This window comes from Ruegeria haliotis (genome assembly GCF_013377785.1).
Classification (GTDB): Bacteria; Pseudomonadota; Alphaproteobacteria; order Rhodobacterales; family Rhodobacteraceae; genus Ruegeria; species Ruegeria haliotis.
Genome location: NZ_JABXWT010000013.1, coordinates 34,905 through 50,600 on the forward strand (window position 1 = coordinate 34,905; position 15,696 = coordinate 50,600).

A 15,696-nucleotide genomic window follows, 5' to 3' on the forward strand; every position below is an offset into this window, starting at 1 on the left:
AGTCGGGTCAGCGATTGCCTGACCCGACTCTTGTTTGGCTTGAGAACAGATCCTGATTCAGGCGACCACCTTCAGTCAGCGGCCCCAACAGGACCGTGGTTTGACTACCTGCATTATCGTGGATCACCCATTTGCGCAGCTCGATAGGATCGCCTGTGAACATCAACTCAATGCGGCCGGATTCGGGGTTCTTGGGATCCTGTGCCGTGACCACCGTGGCCGTTCCGTCGAAGCTATGCCCTACGACCATATTCGCCTGACTTAGGTTCACGTTCCGCGCCAGAACCAACGACAGCGGTGTGCGCTTTAGCGGGTACTGCTCGGGCGGTTGGTTGGATTTCGGATCGAAAATCTTGACGCTGCCAGAGCGTGCCAACACCACCGCACTGTTGGGCGGATCGTATTCAAAGCGCATTTTACCCGGTCGCTGCAACCACAGCTTGCCGGTACTAAGCGAGCCGTCATCATTGACCTGCGTGAACGTGGTCTGAACCGTTTTAAGCTGGTTCAGATAGTTGGAAATCTGCGACAAGGGCAACTTATCCGCCGCCCATGCAGCGGGCGTGGCCAGTGTCAAAGCAAGGGCAAAAGCAATCTGTTTCATAAGATACCAGATATGCGTTCTGCCCCTGTTATTAAATATCCTATTGCTCAGGGACGAGGATTTCGCGCTTACCAACGTGATTTGCGCTGGAAACAACACCTTCGTCCTCCATTTGCTCAACAAGCCGCGCAGCTTTGTTGTAGCCAATGGCAAGTTTCCGCTGAATATACGAGGTCGAGCATTTGCGATCCTTTATCACGATCCCCACGGCCTGATCGTACAGGGCGTCTTCGCCATTTGTGTTGCCACCAGTATTCAGACCCAGAACGGCATCGATATTGTCAGCCTTATCCTCGGCCGGGCCATCCAGCACAGTACTTACATAATCCGGCGGGCCGAACTGCTTCAGGTGGTTTACGATCTCTTCAACCTCTTCGTCCGATACAAACGGACCATGGCAACGGGTGATCTTGGCACCGCCGGCCATGAACAGCATGTCACCCTGCCCCAATAGCTGCTCGGCGCCCATTTCACCCAGGATCGTGCGGCTGTCGATCTTTGAGGTCACTTGGAACGAAATTCGGGTGGGGAAGTTCGCCTTGATCGTGCCGGTAATCACATCGACCGAGGGACGCTGCGTGGCCATGATCAGGTGAATACCCGAGGCCCGCGCCATCTGCGCCAGACGCTGGATACAAGCCTCGATCTCCTTACCCGCGACCATCATCAGGTCAGCCATCTCGTCGACGATCACCACAATGTATGGCATCGACTGCGGCTCAAACTCTTCTGTCTCGAACATCGGTTCGCCGGTTTCGTCGTCAAATCCGGTCTGAACCGTGCGGCTGAACAACTCTCCCTTGGCCTGCGCATCTTTCACACGGCCATTATATCCCGCGATGTTACGGACGCCCATTTTCGACATCTTGCGATAGCGGTCTTCCATTTCACCCACGACCCATTTCAGGGCCACAACCGCCTTTTTCGGGTCGGTCACAACTGGCGAAAGCAAGTGTGGGATGCCGTCATAAACCGACAGTTCCAGCATCTTGGGATCAATCATGATCAAACGGCATTCATCCGGCGTCAGCTTGTACAGCAGCGACAGGATCATGGTGTTGATAGCCACCGACTTACCGGAACCAGTCGTCCCCGCGATCAGCAGGTGAGGCATCTTGGCAAGGTTGGCCACAACGGAACCACCACCGATATCCTTGCCCAACGCCAGTGGCAGGGCTTGGTTGCCGTCGCCGAAATCGCGGCTGGCAAGGATCTCGCGCAGCACCACCATCTCACGGTTTTCATTGGGCAGTTCGATGCCAATGACGGAACGGCCCGGCAAGGTGGACACCCGCGCGGACAGTGCCGACATTGAGCGTGCAATATCGTCAGCCAAACCAATCACACGGCTGGCTTTCAGGCCCGGCGCAGGCTCCAGTTCGTACATGGTGACAACCGGTCCGGGCCGAACGCTGACGATCTCACCTTTGACGCCATAGTCGTCCAGCACGTTTTCCAGCATACGCGCGTTCTCTTCCAGTGCTTCATCGCTGAGATGATGACGCTGAATGGCGGCCGGGTTCGACAACAGGCTCAGGGGCGGAAGTTCGAAATCGGAATGCTTCTCTTCAAAGGACAAGGCCGGTTGCGCCTCGGCCTGTGCACGACGCGAAGGTGGTGGGGCGCGGCGTACTGGCTGTGCAACAACAGGTTTGCGCGGTTCGGCCACCGGGATCTTCATCGCCGGACGCGATTGTGGCGCGGGCTCGGGTGCATCCTCGAACACAGCCTCATCGTCGTAATCCGGCTGTGGTTGGTAGTCCTGCATGTGATCAGACGCATAGCCCGATTGCGCTTGGTACTCACTGATCTCCGGTTCTTGCCAGTCGGATGCGCCATCGGTCGTCATTGGCGGTTCGGGCGGCAGGCCAGCTGAGGTCAGGGGCGGCTCAGGCGGCAATTCCCCAGCCTGGGTTGCATTCAGGATCAGTGGATCAGGTCCGCGACCCCGTCCCTTGGTCAGTGGCAGGCCCGGGTCAGGCTCGGGCGTCATCTCGCCTGTTGCTACCTTGCGGTTGCGCACAGCGGCAGAGATTTTGGACCGAATACGATCATCACCGGGCATTTCGTCATAGCCCACGACTGGTTCGGGATCGATCAGCTCGGGCTCCGGCATCGGCTCGGCGCGCCGGATCAGCGACGGCATCCGGGCCAGCAGACCAGTTTTAACCGCAGGCTCAGGCTCGTCCAGTTCGGGCTCTTCAAACATCGGATCGGCATAGGTCATATCGTCTTCGAATAGCGCATCGGCGGCCTCGGTCCTGGCCAGTTTGCGTTCATCCCATTGCGCACGTCGCTCACGGGCGGCCTGCGCGGTCGCCGAAGCCCCACGACCCAGCAGGGTCATCAACATATCGTAGGACATCACAAGGCCCAGCAGGAATGCGCGGAAGCCCCGCGCCACCTCAGTCTTGATAAAGCCCAGCACAAAGATACCCAGTGCAACCATCCCCACCGCCATGGCCAGAGACATCAGTTTGACCAGAAAATGGGACGAGATCGGCAACAGCGTCAGCAACGCGCCCATCACCGTGTCACCAAACAGGCCACCCAATCCATAACTATGCGTCGCACGCCACTCGACGCCAGGCACAAGAGTCGCTGCATAAACGGACACAACGGCAATCCAGATTGGGGCAAAAATCAGCCGCGCGACGGCGCGGTCTTCGCCAAAATGGCCCGCAAACCGCACGCCCCAGCCCATCAACACCAGCGCAATGCCCCAACTTCCCCAGCCAACGATCATAAACAGTGGCGCGGCGATCGAAGCACCAATGCGCCCCAACCAGTTCTGCACCGGTGCGTCGGTGGACACCATCCAATTTGGATCATCCGGCGTGTAGGACCAGATCATCGCCGCGGCGGCCAACCCCAGCAGGATCAGAGCGATCCCGATCAGTTCCTTGCTTCGCCGTTCAATGGCGGCCTGAGTCGTACTGTCCAGCAATGGATCGCGGTTGCGCGCGTTGTAAGATGCCATTTTGCCCTCGTACCTCACAAATAGACACAGTCACGGAGCTTGATCAGCCCGTGCTGCATCTCTGTTTTTGGGGCCACCATGGCGACCCTGATAAACTGCTCGCCCGGGTTTTGCCCCGGATCACCTTGTGAAAGATATGCCCCCGGCAGAACCCGCACTCCGGTCTCCTGCCACAGCTTCAATGCCGTCTCTTCGCCATTATCAACGGGTAACCACAGGAAAAACCCTGCCTCAGGGGCCATATACCCCTGCACACCTGCGAACACCTTATCCGCAATGGCGTATTTTTCCTGATACAGCGCGCGGTTCTCGGCGACATGGTCTTCGTCCGCCCAAACCCGAGCTGCAGCGGCCTGTAGCGGCGCAGGCAGGGGCGCGCCTGAGTAGGCGCGCAACTGTTTGACTCGCTTGATCGTCTCTGGCCCACCTGCGATCAGGCCCGACCGCAACCCGGCCAAATTCGACCGCTTCGACAGCGAATTGAACAGGGTGATCCGCTCTGGATCCGCGCCAAGCTCTTGCGCCACGGTCAAAACACCCGTTGGGGCGTCATCACGGTAGATCTCGGAATAGCATTCATCGGCGAAGATGCTGAAATCGTAGGTCTCGGCCAGCCGGATCAACTCAGCCCAATACTCGCGCGAGGCAACCGCCCCCTGCGGGTTGGCGGGCGAACAGATATAGGCCACGGCGGTGCGGTTCAGCACGTCCTCGGGCAAACCTGCGTAGTTCGGCAAATGGTCGGTTGCTGCGGTCGCGGGAACAAAAACCGGCTCTGCCCCGACCGAAATCGAGGCGACCATATAAACCTGATAGAACGGGTTCGGACACAAGATGACGGGTCTTTGACCATTCTTCTGTTCCGGGCACAGCGCCATTGCGGCATTGTACAATCCCTCACGGGTCCCATTCAGGGCCATCACATTGGTTTCGGGGTCCATCGACACGCCATAGCGCCGTTTGATCCAGTCCGTGATGGCCGTGCGCAGCTCGGGCGTGCCTTCGTTCTGGGGATAACCCTGAAATCCGGCCGCATTTTCCATGATCACGTCGGTCACCCAGGCCGGAAAGTCGTGCTTGGGCTCACCAATGGTCATGTGAATCACATCGCCGCCCGGTTGGTGATGGTCCAACAAGGCGCGAAGACGCGGGAATGCATATGCCGGTAGGTTCGAAAACCGCTCGGGGAAATTCATAATTACTGCCTCAATATCGGGATCATTGACGCCCCGCTTTTTGGCAGATTACAGACCAAGCCCCCCTTCGTCCAGACAAAGAGGCGCCGAATCAGGGGATTGTGGCATTCAGGTCAGTGCAGTTTCCGCCGCCAAACCCAGCCGTAACAACGCCTCTTCGGACCCCGGATAACCCAACATCATCAGCCCGCAACCGGGTGTTCCGGCTGGTAATGTCAGGGCTGCCAACCCCATCAAATTTCCAATACGGGTGTTGCGCAAAGCCAGCAGATTCTCCGTCACGTAGTATTCGTGATCGTTCATCAAGCGCTCCAGGTTGGGCGGCTGTATCGGGGCGGTCGGGGCCAAAACAGCGTCAAATCCGGCAGTCGCCGCATCCCACGCATTGCGGCAGGCTTTCAGTTTCGCCCAGGCAGCCACATAATCCGGTCCAGAATGCATCTTGCCCATGCGAAAGCGCTCCAGAATCTCAGGATACATCGCCTCGGGATTCGCTTCGATTACATCGCGCCACAGGCCATAGGCCTCGGTGGTATAGAGAACGCCGGACAACCCCATCGCTTCGTTCAGTTCCGGCACCTCCAACGGTATGACTTCCGCGCCCGCATCTTTGAAGCGCTGCAATGCGTGTTCATAAGCTTCGCGCGGCGCATCGCGCAGATCATCCTTGGCGATGTTTTGCAGATCGGCGAACCGACGACCCTCTAGTGTTGCGCCACGCAGATCCGCTGGCGTGCTCCCCTCAAGCAAGGCAAGCATATGCGCTGCGTCCTCGACCGACCGTGCGATTGGTCCAACAGTGTCGAACCGCAGACACAACGGCACCGTGCCCTCAAGACTGACCCGACCGGCCGTTGTTTTCAAACCCACAAGGTTGTTCCACGCCGCAGGAATGCGAACAGATCCGCCGGTATCCGAGCCGATACCACAGGCCGCCAACCCCCAAGCTACAGACGCCGCCGCGCCAGATGAGGAACCACCGGGAACCGCGGCCTCATCGTCAATGCAAGGTGGCGTGTCAGTGACCGGGTTCAGGCCCAAACCGGAAAAAGCCAATTCACTCATATGTGTCTTGCCCAGACAGACCGTGCCCATGGCTGTGGCGTTGCGCACAACAATTGCATCCGCGTCAGGAACACGGTCTTTCAGCAAGGCCGATCCGGCCTCGGTGCCCGAACCGGCCGTGTCGAACAGATCCTTCCAGCTGATCGGAACACCATCCAGCAAAGAGCGACGCAGACCCAGCCCTGCCCTTTCCTTCGCCGCCCTTGCCTCGGCCCGCGCCCGGTCGTGGGTCACGCGAGCGTAGATGCGATCTCGGTGGGGGTGGGCATCGATGGCAGCGAGGTATGTTTCCGTCAGCTCGACAGGATCAATCTGCCCCATGCCGATGCCACGACCCAAATCACAGGCCGTCATGGTCAACCATTCCTGCATCTTACCCCTCCCAATTCTGGCTTTACGGGACGGTAGCGACAGGACCGCACATGGACAATCCCGAAAGGGCGCGCATATTGCGGGTTATGACAAAGGCATCTGATATCCTGATCGTTGGCGGCGGCCTGAATGGCCCTGCATTGGCTCTGGCATTGGCACAAACGGGGCATTCGGTGACGGTCATCGATTCTCTGGCCGAGAAAGTACGCAAGAACGCCGCTTTTGACGGGCGTGCCTATGCCTTGGCGCTGGCCTCGCAGCGCCTTTTGGACGCGATTGGAGTCTGGGGTCGGGTTGCCGAGCACGCGCAACCGATGCTGGAGATCAAGGTAACCGATGGCCACGCCGGTGCTGGCCCGTCGCCGTTCTTCATGCATTTCGATCACGCCGAGATCGAAGAAGGCCCGATGGGCTATATGGTCGAAGACCGCCACCTGCGCCGCGCCTTTTTGGACGCGATGGCCGAGGAAAGGCGCATTACCCAACTCAGCGGTAAGACCGTTATGTCACAAGACACCGATGCATCCGGCGTGACGCTGACACTTGATGACGGGTCCACCCCTGCAGGCCAATTGGTCATCGGGTGCGATGGTCGCCGCAGCGGGACCGCAGCGCGGGCTGGAATCAAACGCACGGGTTGGGACTATGGTCAGACAGCTTTGGTCTGCGCCATAGAACACGAATTGCCGCATCATGGCGTTGCGCATCAGTTCTTCATGCCGCCCGGGCCGCTGGCAATCCTGCCGTTGACAGGCAACCGTAGTTCAATTGTCTGGAGCGAGAGCACGGAAACAGCACAGCGCATCAACGCGATGTCCGAGGCGGATTACCTGCAGGTCTTGCGCCCCCGTTTCGGCGATTTCCTTGGCAACATTCGTCTGCAAGGCGACCGCTTTACCTATCCTCTGAACCTGACCATCGCCAATTCCTTCATCTCGGATCATCTGGCACTGGTCGGAGACGCGGCCCATGGCATGCACCCGATTGCCGGCCAAGGATTGAACGCGGGTCTACGCGATGTCGGCGCACTGGCCGAGGTTCTGACCCTCGCCGGACGGCGCGGAGAAGACATCGGATCGACGCTGGTGCTGGAGCGGTATCAGGAATGGCGCCGGTTCGACACGGCCTCATTGGCGATGGCGACGGACGTGTTCAACAAGCTGTTTTCCAACGACAACCCGCTGCTGCGGATCGGTCGCGATATCGGCATGGGGATCGTCGGCTCTCTGCCCGGTCTGCGCCGTGGCTTTGTACGCGAGGCCGCCGGGTTGACCGGAGACCTGCCGAAGCTGCTGCAAGGCCGCCCGATTTAGTCCAGCTCGCGGGCTTCATCCACCAACATCACCGGAATCCCGTTGCGGATCGGGAACGCCAGACCAGCGGCTTTGGACACCAACTCTTGTTTGTCGGCATCGTAGTGTAGTGTTGTATGGCTCTGCGGGCAGATCAGAGCCTCAAGCATGCGGCGGTCAAAGGCGTGTTCGGGTTCGCTCATTGCAATGTTTCCTCATTTGATCCGCCACGCAGGGCGAATTCGATCAGTGTGACCAGCGTCTCGCGGCGCGTGCGCAGGCAGGGTGCCTCAAGCAGGGCCTGTTTGTCCTCGGGGTCGAAATCCAACAGCATCGACAGTGAATTCACCAGCAGTTCATCATCTGCATCTTTCATCGAGTCCCAGTCGGTGGACAATTGCCGCGATGAGAAGAACCGCTCCAACAAGGTCAGGAATCGCGTGCGATGGAATCCGTCATCCATTTCGGTCTTTCCAAGATCCCGGTCAAAGCCATCCCAACTTACGGCGCATCGCCGGTAAGGCGTGAACGCGTCCAATTCTGACATGACCCGGAACCGGGAAATGCCGGTCAGAGTAACCAGATACCGACCGTCTTCCGTCTCGGAAAACTGCGTCACGCGACCAGCACAGCCAATCAGATGCAGCTTGCCTTCATCGCTCTGCGTCGGGTTGGGCTGTACCATGCCAATCAACCGCTCCTTGGTTCTCAAGGCGTCGTCCAGCATCTGTAGATAGCGCGGCTCGAAGATATGCAGGGGCAAGCGAGACCGGGGCAGCAAAAGCGCCCCCGGCAATGGAAAAATGGAAACCGTATCCGGCAAGTCAGCAGGATGCATCATGTATCCGAGTGTAGCCCTGATCGAAGATTAGGCAAATATCATCGAGCTCAGCTTGCGCCGCCCATTCAGAACAATCGGATCATTCGGCTTGAGCGCATCAAAGATCGTGAACATCTGCGTCTTGGCTGCACCTTCGTTCCACTCGCGATCACGACGGAACAGTTCCAGCAATTGCGCGACAGCCTCTTCTACATCGCCAGTGGCATGCAGGGCCTGCGCCAGATCGAAACGGGCCTGATGGTTATCGGGCTCGGCCTCAACCGTTGCAGTCAGTTCAGCGACAGGTCCCGCATCAGCGGCCTGTTTGGCCAGTTCCAACTGTGCATGTGCAGCTTCGACTTCAGGCGAAGTGGAAATCTCGGCCGGAGCACCATTCAGGATTGCTTCGGCCTGCTCCAGATCATCCGACGCGATGTGGGCGCGCACGAGGCCACCGTAGGCAACTGCGTGATTGGGGTCTTCGCCCAGAATGGCGGCAAAGGTCTGGGCCGCATCAACAGCTGCGCCTTCAGCCAGCATTTCCTCGGCTGCCAACACAGCGTCTTCCAACTGGCCACCGGGGCTTTCGCCACCTCCGGCTTCGATCGCGCGGTCAACGAAAGCCTTGATTTCGGATCCTGCCACCGCACCCTGGAATCCATCCACCGGCTGACCCTTAAAAAAGGCATAGACGGTCGGCACCGATTGGATGCGCATTTGCGAAGCGATCATCTGCGCCTCGTCTACATTGATCTTGACCATTTTCACCGCGCCCTTGGCGGCGATCACAGCCTCTTCCAGCAGCGGGCCCAACGTTTTGCACGGGCCGCACCATGGCGCCCAGAAATCAACGATCACAGGAGTGTCCTGCGAAGCTTCGACAACGTCGGCCATGAACGTGGCCTCGGTTCCGTCCTTGATCAGGTCGGTTGTGTCAGGGCCGGATGCGGCGTTCAGAAGATCCATGGCAATCACTCTCTGGTTCGAACTAGCGCCCTATATGCAACCGCGCGCCGCAGAAACCAAGGGCCGAGTTGGCGGTCTGGTCAGGATCAAACGTCGAAAGTCGCAAAAACCGGCGCGTGATCGCTGGGTTTCTCCCACCCTCGCACGTCGCGCAATACGCGGCTGGAATGGCCCGAATTCGAGATATCAGGGGTTGCCCAGACATGATCCAGCCTCCTGCCTTTGTTCGCAGCATCCCAATCGCGCGCGCGATAAGACCACCAGCTATAAAGCTGACCTTCGGGAATGTTCTGCCGGGTGATATCAACCCAACCTCCCGCATCCTGCGTTTCAGCCAGTTGTTCAACCTCGACCGGCGTATGCGAAACCACCTTAAGCAACTGCTTGTGCGACCACACATCATCCTCACGCGGGGCGATGTTCAGGTCACCGACCAGTATCGATTTTTCCGGCTTTTCCGCATGAAACCAGTCGCGCATATCGGTCAGGTAATCCAGTTTCTGACCGAATTTCTCGTTCACCTCGCGGTCCGGGACATCGCCGCCTGCGGGGACATAAAAATTGTGGATCGTAACGCCGTTCTCCAACCGCCCCGCGATATGACGGGCGTGACCCAGACCTGCGAAATCCTTATCCCCGATGTCTTCTATCGGCAGGCGAGATAGAATGGCGACACCGTTGTATCCCTTCTGACCGCGCGCAATCATGTGGGTATAGCCAAGTTCGGCGAACCCTTCCGTCGGAATCTTGTCGACCGGAGATTTGCATTCCTGCAGACATAGAATATCCGGCGCCTCTTCTTGCAGCAATTTCAGCACGATCGGCTCGCGCAGACGAACCGAGTTGATATTCCAGGTGGCAAGAGTGAACGTCATGGGGCGGGTTTCCTCTGTCGCGGTTGGCGCAGCCTAGCGTGGCACTGCACCGGGTGCCACGAGAAAAGGACGCGAAGGGCGTGGATTTCTCATTGGCAGTTCAGCGGGCAAAGCTGACCTTGTCCGCGCATTTAAAAAGGACTGTTACTACTGTGCAGCTTACGGTTTCGCCTTCCAGTGCGCTGTGTCGACCTTGATCGGACAATTCCTAAAATCCAAGCTTCTCTCTCAAGCGCAACAGGCGTTGCATCGCGTTATACTGCCAACCCGGTTGATAATTTTGGCGAAACGCGGCTCCACCTGACAACTCAAGGAAGGGACGCGCCTGCAAGACAGCAAAGTGTTCACCAGACCCGTCCAGAGCGTGGCTCTTGTGAAGATTTAGCCAAGTCAAATTTTCGATTTGTGCAACAGGCAGCAGCGTTTCAAGTTGTGTTTTGCCGATATCAAGACGTTCAAGTGATGGTATCGTTGAGAGGGGCGATACATCAAAAACCCAAGTGTCGTGAAGATAAATCAGTTTCAAATTTGGTAAGCCCTGAAGCGGTTTGAGATCTGAAACCTGTGTCAAATTCACGTCAAGCTGCTCGAGTGTTGCGTTACCTTCCAGCCCAGACAGATCACTTAAGTTGGTTTCTCGTGCTTTCAGATATTTGAGGTTTGGAATGTCACCGATATTGGCCGGCAGCCTCCGAATTTCAGTAAGATCGTTGAAATTAAGACTATTGGTTCCGGCAGCAATTACTTCTGCAACCCGCTGTTCGGCTACCAAAAGCTGTTGGTTTGCAGTTCTAAGCAATTTGTACTGCCAGCCGGCCAACGCAGCTAAGGCAACAACAAGTATTAAGACGGTCTTTCTCATACGATGGGCGGCTATCGCATGAATGCGGTCAATTTGTGACTGCTGCGCACAGTGCGAAAAGCAGGCTTTCATGCAAGCCGCAGCATTCAGTACTTTGGGCTCAAAGCGGACTTCAACACCCTATCTCCACAAAAAAAGGCCGGGCCATAAGGCCCGGCAGTCCAACAGGGAGGTGCATGTCATAACCCGGACATGCGCGGGTTGGGAGTAAACTAAAGATACCTACAGAGTATCACTTTGATCCAAGTCAATCTATATCCAGTTACGACACCAGCCTATATCCGCCCGATTCTGTGACCAAAAGGCGCGCGTTCGACGGATCCGGCTCGATCTTTTGGCGCAGGCGATAGATGTGCGTTTCCAGCGTATGCGTCGTTACACCGGCGTTGTAACCCCAGACCTCATGCAGCAGCACATCGCGCGCGACCACCCCGTCGGTCGAGCGATACAGGAACTTGAGGATATTGGTTTCCTTCTCGGTCAACCGAATTTTACGGTCTTCCTCGGTGATCAGCATCTTCATTGCCGGTTTGAACGTATAAGGCCCAAGCACAAAGACGGCGTCTTCGGACTGTTCGTGCTGACGCAATTGCGCACGGATACGGGCGAGCAGAACCGGAAACTTGAAAGGCTTTGAGACATAGTCATTTGCACCCGCATCCAAACCCAAAATGGTGTCGGCGTCACTGTCATGACCGGTCAGCATCAGGATCGGGCTTTTGACGCCTTGCTTGCGCATCAGGCGGCACAGCTCGCGCCCGTCGGTGTCCGGCAGGCCGACGTCCAGAATGACCAGATCGTAGATCGCCTCTCGCGCGCGTTCCATTGCAGATTGACCGTCATGTGCCTCGAACACATCAAAATCCTCGGTCATCACAAGTTGCTCGCTGAGCGCCTCACGCAGGTCTTCGTCGTCATCCACCAGCAGGATTTTCTTGAGCTGAGCCATTTCCCGGTCCTCCTAAGCCTTTTCCATCACTTGCGTGTGGAATATGCAATCAACAAGATTTGCTGCAACGGTCTCACGCTCTCGTGTCCGACACAGTGTAAATGTTTCACATTTCCCGCGATAAGCGATAGGAAAAGGCCCAAACGTTATAGGATAACATAGATGAGTCTTATCCCGGATATCACCGAACTGCTGGCGCGGGCCCGCGCGGACTTGCGCATGGGTGTAGCTGTGGCGCTGACAGACGACAGCGGATTTTGCGTACTTGCGGTGGCGACTGAGACGCTCAGCCCACAGCGTCTGGCTGATCTGCGGGGCCTTGGCGGCGATCTTGTTGTTACGATCACCGATCGCAGGGCAGAGACACTCAAGGCGCGTGCCTATGACGGTGATCTGGCGCGAGTTTTGATTCCGGCAGATGCGGATATCGGATGGGTGCAGGCCGTGGCTGACCCGTCGGATGACCTGAACGCGCCGATGAAAGGGCCGTTGATGACGGAACGGCAGGGCAACGCCAATCTGCACCGTATTGCCATCGCACTGACCAAAACCGCCCGCCTTCTTCCGGCGGCGGTCGTGGTACCGGTCGAGGACGGGCGGGCGTTTGCCGCAGCTCACGGCCTGACATGTATCGACCACACCCGCGCGGCCCCTCATCTGGCTGACCGCAGCACCTTGCACGAGGTGGTCGCCGCCCGCCTGCCGATGGAGGTATCCGAGGCTGGACGGTTGCATGTCTTCCGCCCAGAGGACGGTGGTGAAGAGCATTATGCCGTGGAAATTGGCCGCCCGGATCGCAACAAACCGGTTTTGGCTCGTCTGCACTCGGCCTGTTTCACCGGTGATCTGATGGGCAGCCTGAAATGCGATTGCGGACCGCAGCTACGAGGGGCACTGGCGCAGATGGGGACCGAAGGGTCTGGTGTCCTGCTCTACCTGAATCAGGAAGGGCGCGGTATTGGTCTGGCGAACAAAATGCGCGCGTATTTTCTGCAGGATCAGGGATTCGACACGGTCGAAGCCAATCACAGACTGGGATTCGAAGATGACGAGCGTGATTTCCGCCTCGGCTCTGATATTCTGAAATCGTTGGGCTTTGGCTCTGTGCGTCTGCTGACCAACAACCCCGCCAAGATCGCGATGATGGAGCGCACGGGCATCGCCGTGACCGAGCGTGTTCCGCTGAAGGTGGGCGAAACCGCGCATAATCGCGGGTACTTGGCGACCAAGGCTGCAAAATCGGGGCATTTGCTGTGACACCAGACGATCTGGTCCTGACCCCTCGTGGGGTTCGGTTCCATGGTCGGGTGTTTCCATGCTCAATCGGCAAGGGCGGGTTGAGCAATTCGAAACGTGAAGGGGACGGGGCCACTCCGACCGGGGTGCATCGCATCTTAGGTATGCTGTATCGCCCCGACCGGATCGCAGCACCGACCCATTGGGCGCAGCCTATCGGTCCGCAGGATCTATGGTCTGATGACGTCAGTGACAGCGGCTACAACCAATTAGTCAGCGCGCCATATCCGTTCAGTCACGAAAAACTGCGCCGCGCAGACCCGCTCTATGATTTGGTTCTGATCACGGATTGGAACTGGCCGAATGCTGTGCCGGGTTGGGGGTCAGCGATTTTTCTGCATCAATGGCGTCGGCCCGGTTATCCAACTGAAGGGTGCGTAGCGTTTCGCCGTGATCACCTGCATTGGATCGCCGGTCAGATTGCACCGGGCACACGCCTGATTATTCCTGCGGCCTGACCCGCTCGCCAAAGATGGCTGATCCGACGCGCACATGTGTGGCCCCCAGAGCAATGGCCTGCTCAAAATCGCTACTCATGCCCATGGACAACCCGGGCAGCCCGTTGCGGGCGGCGATCTTGGCGAGCAATGCAAAATGCAGTGAAGGTTCTTCGTCGACCGGGGGGATGCACATCAACCCCCGGACAGGCAGATCCAAAGCCTGACACTCGGCCACAAATCCATCCGCATCAGCGGGTAGAATACCCGCTTTTTGGTCTTCTTCCCCGGTGTTGACCTGAATGAACAGATCCGGGCAGGATCCGATCTCTTGCGCCAGTCGCGCCAGTGTGTTGGCCAGCTTTGGTCGATCAACCGAATGGATGGCATTGCACAGTTCCATGGCCTGACGCGCCTTGTTGGTCTGTAGCGGGCCAATCAGATGCAGGTCGATACCATCAAACCGATCTCTGAAACCCGGCCATTTCCCGGCGGCCTCTTGTACCCGGTTCTCACCAAAACAGCGGTGCCCCTGTTCCAGTACAGCTTGAACCCGGTCATCCGGCTGCACTTTTGACACAGCGATCAATTTCACCGATCCAGCAGAACGATCAGCATTGGCTTCGGCTTTGGCAATACGGGCAGTGGTGTCTTGCAGCGACATGGTGATCCTCAATCTGTCTTTCGCGCAGAAAAACACCAAGTTGATGCAAAAGAAAAGGGCGGGTCCGAAGACCCGCCCTTAAACCTTGCAGTTCAGATCAACTTAGAAGTTGAACTGGGCACCGAAGTCGGCACGAGTCTGCGAGTCGCAGGTGTCACAGTCGTTGACACCGATACCACCACGCAGCGATGCACCACCGCCCAGGTCGTAGATGGCACCAATTGCGACCTGCTGAAGGTCTTCGTCAGCGTTACCGTCACCGTAGGTGAACAGCAGGGTGGTTGCGGCGCCCAGGTTGTAGGCAGCCGACAGACCCCATGCAGTGCCGTCGGTCGCGTCGACTTCGGTCGCGTCGTCCGCGACAAACAGAGTACCCGAGAAGTCACCCCATTCGCCACCCAAGGTCAGAACGGTCAGGCTTGGGTCGGAACCCGAACCACCGTCAGTTTGACCATAGGCCACAGCAGCGGTGATGTTGTTGAAGACATAGGTCGCGCTGATGTCCCAACGGTCACCGTCAGTGGTGGTCGAGGTTGTACCGCCAGCAGCAACAGTTGTAGTCTGAGCTTGGTCATACGATGCGCCAAACGAGAAATCACCAACTGCGTACTGGAAGAACACAGCGTTCGAGCCAGAACCGGTCGAGTCGTAGGACAGGAACGAGTAGTCAACACCCGAGTACTGACCAGCGAACAATTCCAAACCAACTTCGTTACCGTAGTAGTTTGCCAGGTTGTCGAACGAACCAGCGACGTTACCTGCGTCAACACGCAGACCACCGTAGATGACCGAGAAGCGCGCGCCGTTCAGGCCAGCTTCGTTGGCTTCGCCGTTGGCCGAGTTTTCGTCAGCTTGCAGACGAACACGACCTTCAAAGCGAACGCCACCGTCAGTTTCTGCGATGCCGTCGATGTTCAGGCGGAAGCGCGAGACCAGAATGGCGTCGTCGGTCTCAGCGCTCGATTCTGCAGTTACGTCATCTGCAGTACCAGTCAGGCCATCTGCACCAGGTCCGGTAACGGTGGTGGTTTCGGCGCGATCTTCTGCGTATCCAATACCAAAACGGCCATAACCGCTAAAGTTTACTTCGGCCGCTGCAACACCTGCGGTTGCGATCAGTGCGGTCGATGCGAAGAGAACTTTTTTCATCTTGTTTCCCTCGGTTTCAAAAGTTTTATCTACTCGACACATGCCTCAGCACATGTCTCAGCACGGACACCGTTTCGCTCTTTTTGCCCCCTTCACGCAAGCTTGGCTTAAGCGCTCTGGTGTCATTGGGGGTAAATTGGTGCAAGGATGCCACAGTCTTTTTCACCCC

The 15,696-nt window shown here is 57.6% G+C and carries 15 protein-coding genes; 3 read left to right on the top strand and 12 right to left on the bottom strand.

Translation table 11 applies throughout. The features are described from left to right. Nucleotides 1–7: 7 nt before the first annotated feature. The 4 genes from HW561_RS17620 to HW561_RS17635 form a co-directional block, all read right to left on the bottom strand. Complete coding sequence (locus HW561_RS17620) at nt 8–604, bottom strand: LolA family protein (protein WP_176866685.1); 597 nt, start codon at nt 602–604, stop codon at nt 8–10. 40 nt (nt 605–644) lie between these two features. Then, nucleotides 645–3,584 (bottom strand): DNA translocase FtsK, encoded by a 2,940-nt coding sequence (locus tag HW561_RS17625; protein WP_176866686.1) that lies wholly within the window; start codon nt 3,582–3,584, stop codon nt 645–647. Between the two features lie 14 nt (nt 3,585–3,598). Further along, a complete protein-coding gene (locus tag HW561_RS17630) occupies nt 3,599–4,780 on the bottom strand; it encodes an aminotransferase class I/II-fold pyridoxal phosphate-dependent enzyme (RefSeq protein ID WP_176866687.1) in 1,182 nt (393 codons plus the stop codon). A 108-nt stretch (nt 4,781–4,888) separates the two neighbouring features. Next, entirely contained in the window at nt 4,889–6,217 is a 1,329-nt protein-coding gene (locus HW561_RS17635) for an amidase (RefSeq protein WP_176866688.1), read from the bottom strand. 50 nt (nt 6,218–6,267) lie between these two features. Between HW561_RS17635 and HW561_RS17640 the strand changes: the two genes are divergently transcribed. Then, a complete protein-coding gene (locus HW561_RS17640) occupies nt 6,268–7,530 on the top strand; it encodes an FAD-dependent monooxygenase (protein WP_235962967.1) in 1,263 nt (420 codons plus the stop codon). Here HW561_RS17640 and HW561_RS17645 read toward each other — a convergent pair. The 6 genes from HW561_RS17645 to HW561_RS17670 all read right to left on the bottom strand — a co-directional run bounded on the left by HW561_RS17645 (nt 7,527) and on the right by HW561_RS17670 (nt 11,981). After that, nucleotides 7,527–7,712: a Trm112 family protein gene (locus HW561_RS17645; RefSeq protein WP_176866689.1), complete on the bottom strand. Its 186-nt coding sequence runs from the start codon at nt 7,710–7,712 to the stop codon at nt 7,527–7,529. The two genes, HW561_RS17640 and HW561_RS17645, sit on opposite strands and share 4 nt — an antisense overlap. Continuing rightward, nucleotides 7,709–8,350: an LON peptidase substrate-binding domain-containing protein gene (locus tag HW561_RS17650; protein WP_176866690.1), complete on the bottom strand. Its 642-nt coding sequence runs from the start codon at nt 8,348–8,350 to the stop codon at nt 7,709–7,711. Before HW561_RS17650 ends, HW561_RS17645 begins: the two co-directional genes overlap by 4 nt. 27 nt (nt 8,351–8,377) lie before the next feature. Next, entirely contained in the window at nt 8,378–9,295 is a 918-nt protein-coding gene (locus tag HW561_RS17655; protein ID WP_176866691.1) for a thioredoxin family protein, read from the bottom strand. 86 nt (nt 9,296–9,381) lie between these two features. Continuing rightward, on the bottom strand, nt 9,382–10,170 hold the full coding sequence (locus HW561_RS17660; protein ID WP_176866692.1) for an exodeoxyribonuclease III: 789 nt from the start codon (nt 10,168–10,170) through the stop codon (nt 9,382–9,384). A gap of 208 nt (nt 10,171–10,378) precedes the next feature. After that, nucleotides 10,379–11,104, bottom strand: coding sequence for a leucine-rich repeat domain-containing protein (locus HW561_RS17665; protein ID WP_235962968.1), 726 nt, complete (start codon nt 11,102–11,104; stop codon nt 10,379–10,381). 190 nt (nt 11,105–11,294) lie between these two features. Next, nucleotides 11,295–11,981 (bottom strand): response regulator transcription factor, encoded by a 687-nt coding sequence (locus tag HW561_RS17670; RefSeq protein ID WP_058283107.1) that lies wholly within the window; start codon nt 11,979–11,981, stop codon nt 11,295–11,297. Nucleotides 11,982–12,143: 162 nt separating this feature from the next. Here HW561_RS17670 and ribA point away from each other — a divergent pair, with 162 nt between their 5' ends. Together ribA and HW561_RS17680 are read left to right on the top strand one after the other, a co-directional pair. Next, nucleotides 12,144–13,238 carry a GTP cyclohydrolase II gene (ribA, locus tag HW561_RS17675; protein ID WP_176866693.1) on the top strand — a complete coding sequence of 365 codons (1,095 nt, stop codon included), beginning with the start codon at nt 12,144–12,146 and terminating at the stop codon, nt 13,236–13,238. After that, entirely contained in the window at nt 13,235–13,735 is a 501-nt protein-coding gene (locus tag HW561_RS17680; protein ID WP_176866694.1) for a L,D-transpeptidase family protein, read from the top strand. Before ribA ends, HW561_RS17680 begins: the two co-directional genes overlap by 4 nt. Here HW561_RS17680 and HW561_RS17685 read toward each other — a convergent pair. Both HW561_RS17685 and HW561_RS17690 read right to left on the bottom strand, forming a co-directional pair. Continuing rightward, nucleotides 13,719–14,378, bottom strand: coding sequence for a YggS family pyridoxal phosphate-dependent enzyme (locus HW561_RS17685; protein ID WP_176866695.1), 660 nt, complete (start codon nt 14,376–14,378; stop codon nt 13,719–13,721). The genes HW561_RS17680 and HW561_RS17685 overlap by 17 nt on opposite strands. A gap of 102 nt (nt 14,379–14,480) precedes the next feature. Then, nucleotides 14,481–15,527: a porin gene (locus HW561_RS17690; protein WP_176866696.1), complete on the bottom strand. Its 1,047-nt coding sequence runs from the start codon at nt 15,525–15,527 to the stop codon at nt 14,481–14,483. Between the last annotated feature and the right edge of the window lie 169 nt (nt 15,528–15,696).

Excerpts from the sequence above, each read along its gene's own strand:
- HW561_RS17620 (WP_176866685.1), bottom strand. The coding sequence starts at position 604 with ATGAAACAGATTGCTTTTGCCCTTGCTTTGACACTGGCCACGCCCGCT.
- HW561_RS17625 (WP_176866686.1), bottom strand. The coding sequence starts at position 3,584 with ATGGCATCTTACAACGCGCGCAACCGCGATCCATTGCTGGACAGTACG.
- HW561_RS17630 (WP_176866687.1), bottom strand. The coding sequence starts at position 4,780 with ATGAATTTCCCCGAGCGGTTTTCGAACCTACCGGCATATGCATTCCCG.
- HW561_RS17635 (WP_176866688.1), bottom strand. The coding sequence starts at position 6,217 with ATGCAGGAATGGTTGACCATGACGGCCTGTGATTTGGGTCGTGGCATC.
- HW561_RS17640 (WP_235962967.1), top strand. The coding sequence starts at position 6,268 with ATGGACAATCCCGAAAGGGCGCGCATATTGCGGGTTATGACAAAGGCA.
- HW561_RS17645 (WP_176866689.1), bottom strand. The coding sequence starts at position 7,712 with ATGAGCGAACCCGAACACGCCTTTGACCGCCGCATGCTTGAGGCTCTG.
- HW561_RS17650 (WP_176866690.1), bottom strand. The coding sequence starts at position 8,350 with ATGATGCATCCTGCTGACTTGCCGGATACGGTTTCCATTTTTCCATTG.
- HW561_RS17655 (WP_176866691.1), bottom strand. The coding sequence starts at position 9,295 with ATGGATCTTCTGAACGCCGCATCCGGCCCTGACACAACCGACCTGATC.
- HW561_RS17660 (WP_176866692.1), bottom strand. The coding sequence starts at position 10,170 with ATGACGTTCACTCTTGCCACCTGGAATATCAACTCGGTTCGTCTGCGC.
- HW561_RS17665 (WP_235962968.1), bottom strand. The coding sequence starts at position 11,104 with ATGAAAGCCTGCTTTTCGCACTGTGCGCAGCAGTCACAAATTGACCGC.
- HW561_RS17670 (WP_058283107.1), bottom strand. The coding sequence starts at position 11,981 with ATGGCTCAGCTCAAGAAAATCCTGCTGGTGGATGACGACGAAGACCTG.
- ribA (WP_176866693.1), top strand. The coding sequence starts at position 12,144 with ATGAGTCTTATCCCGGATATCACCGAACTGCTGGCGCGGGCCCGCGCG.
- HW561_RS17685 (WP_176866695.1), bottom strand. The coding sequence starts at position 14,378 with ATGTCGCTGCAAGACACCACTGCCCGTATTGCCAAAGCCGAAGCCAAT.
- HW561_RS17690 (WP_176866696.1), bottom strand. The coding sequence starts at position 15,527 with ATGAAAAAAGTTCTCTTCGCATCGACCGCACTGATCGCAACCGCAGGT.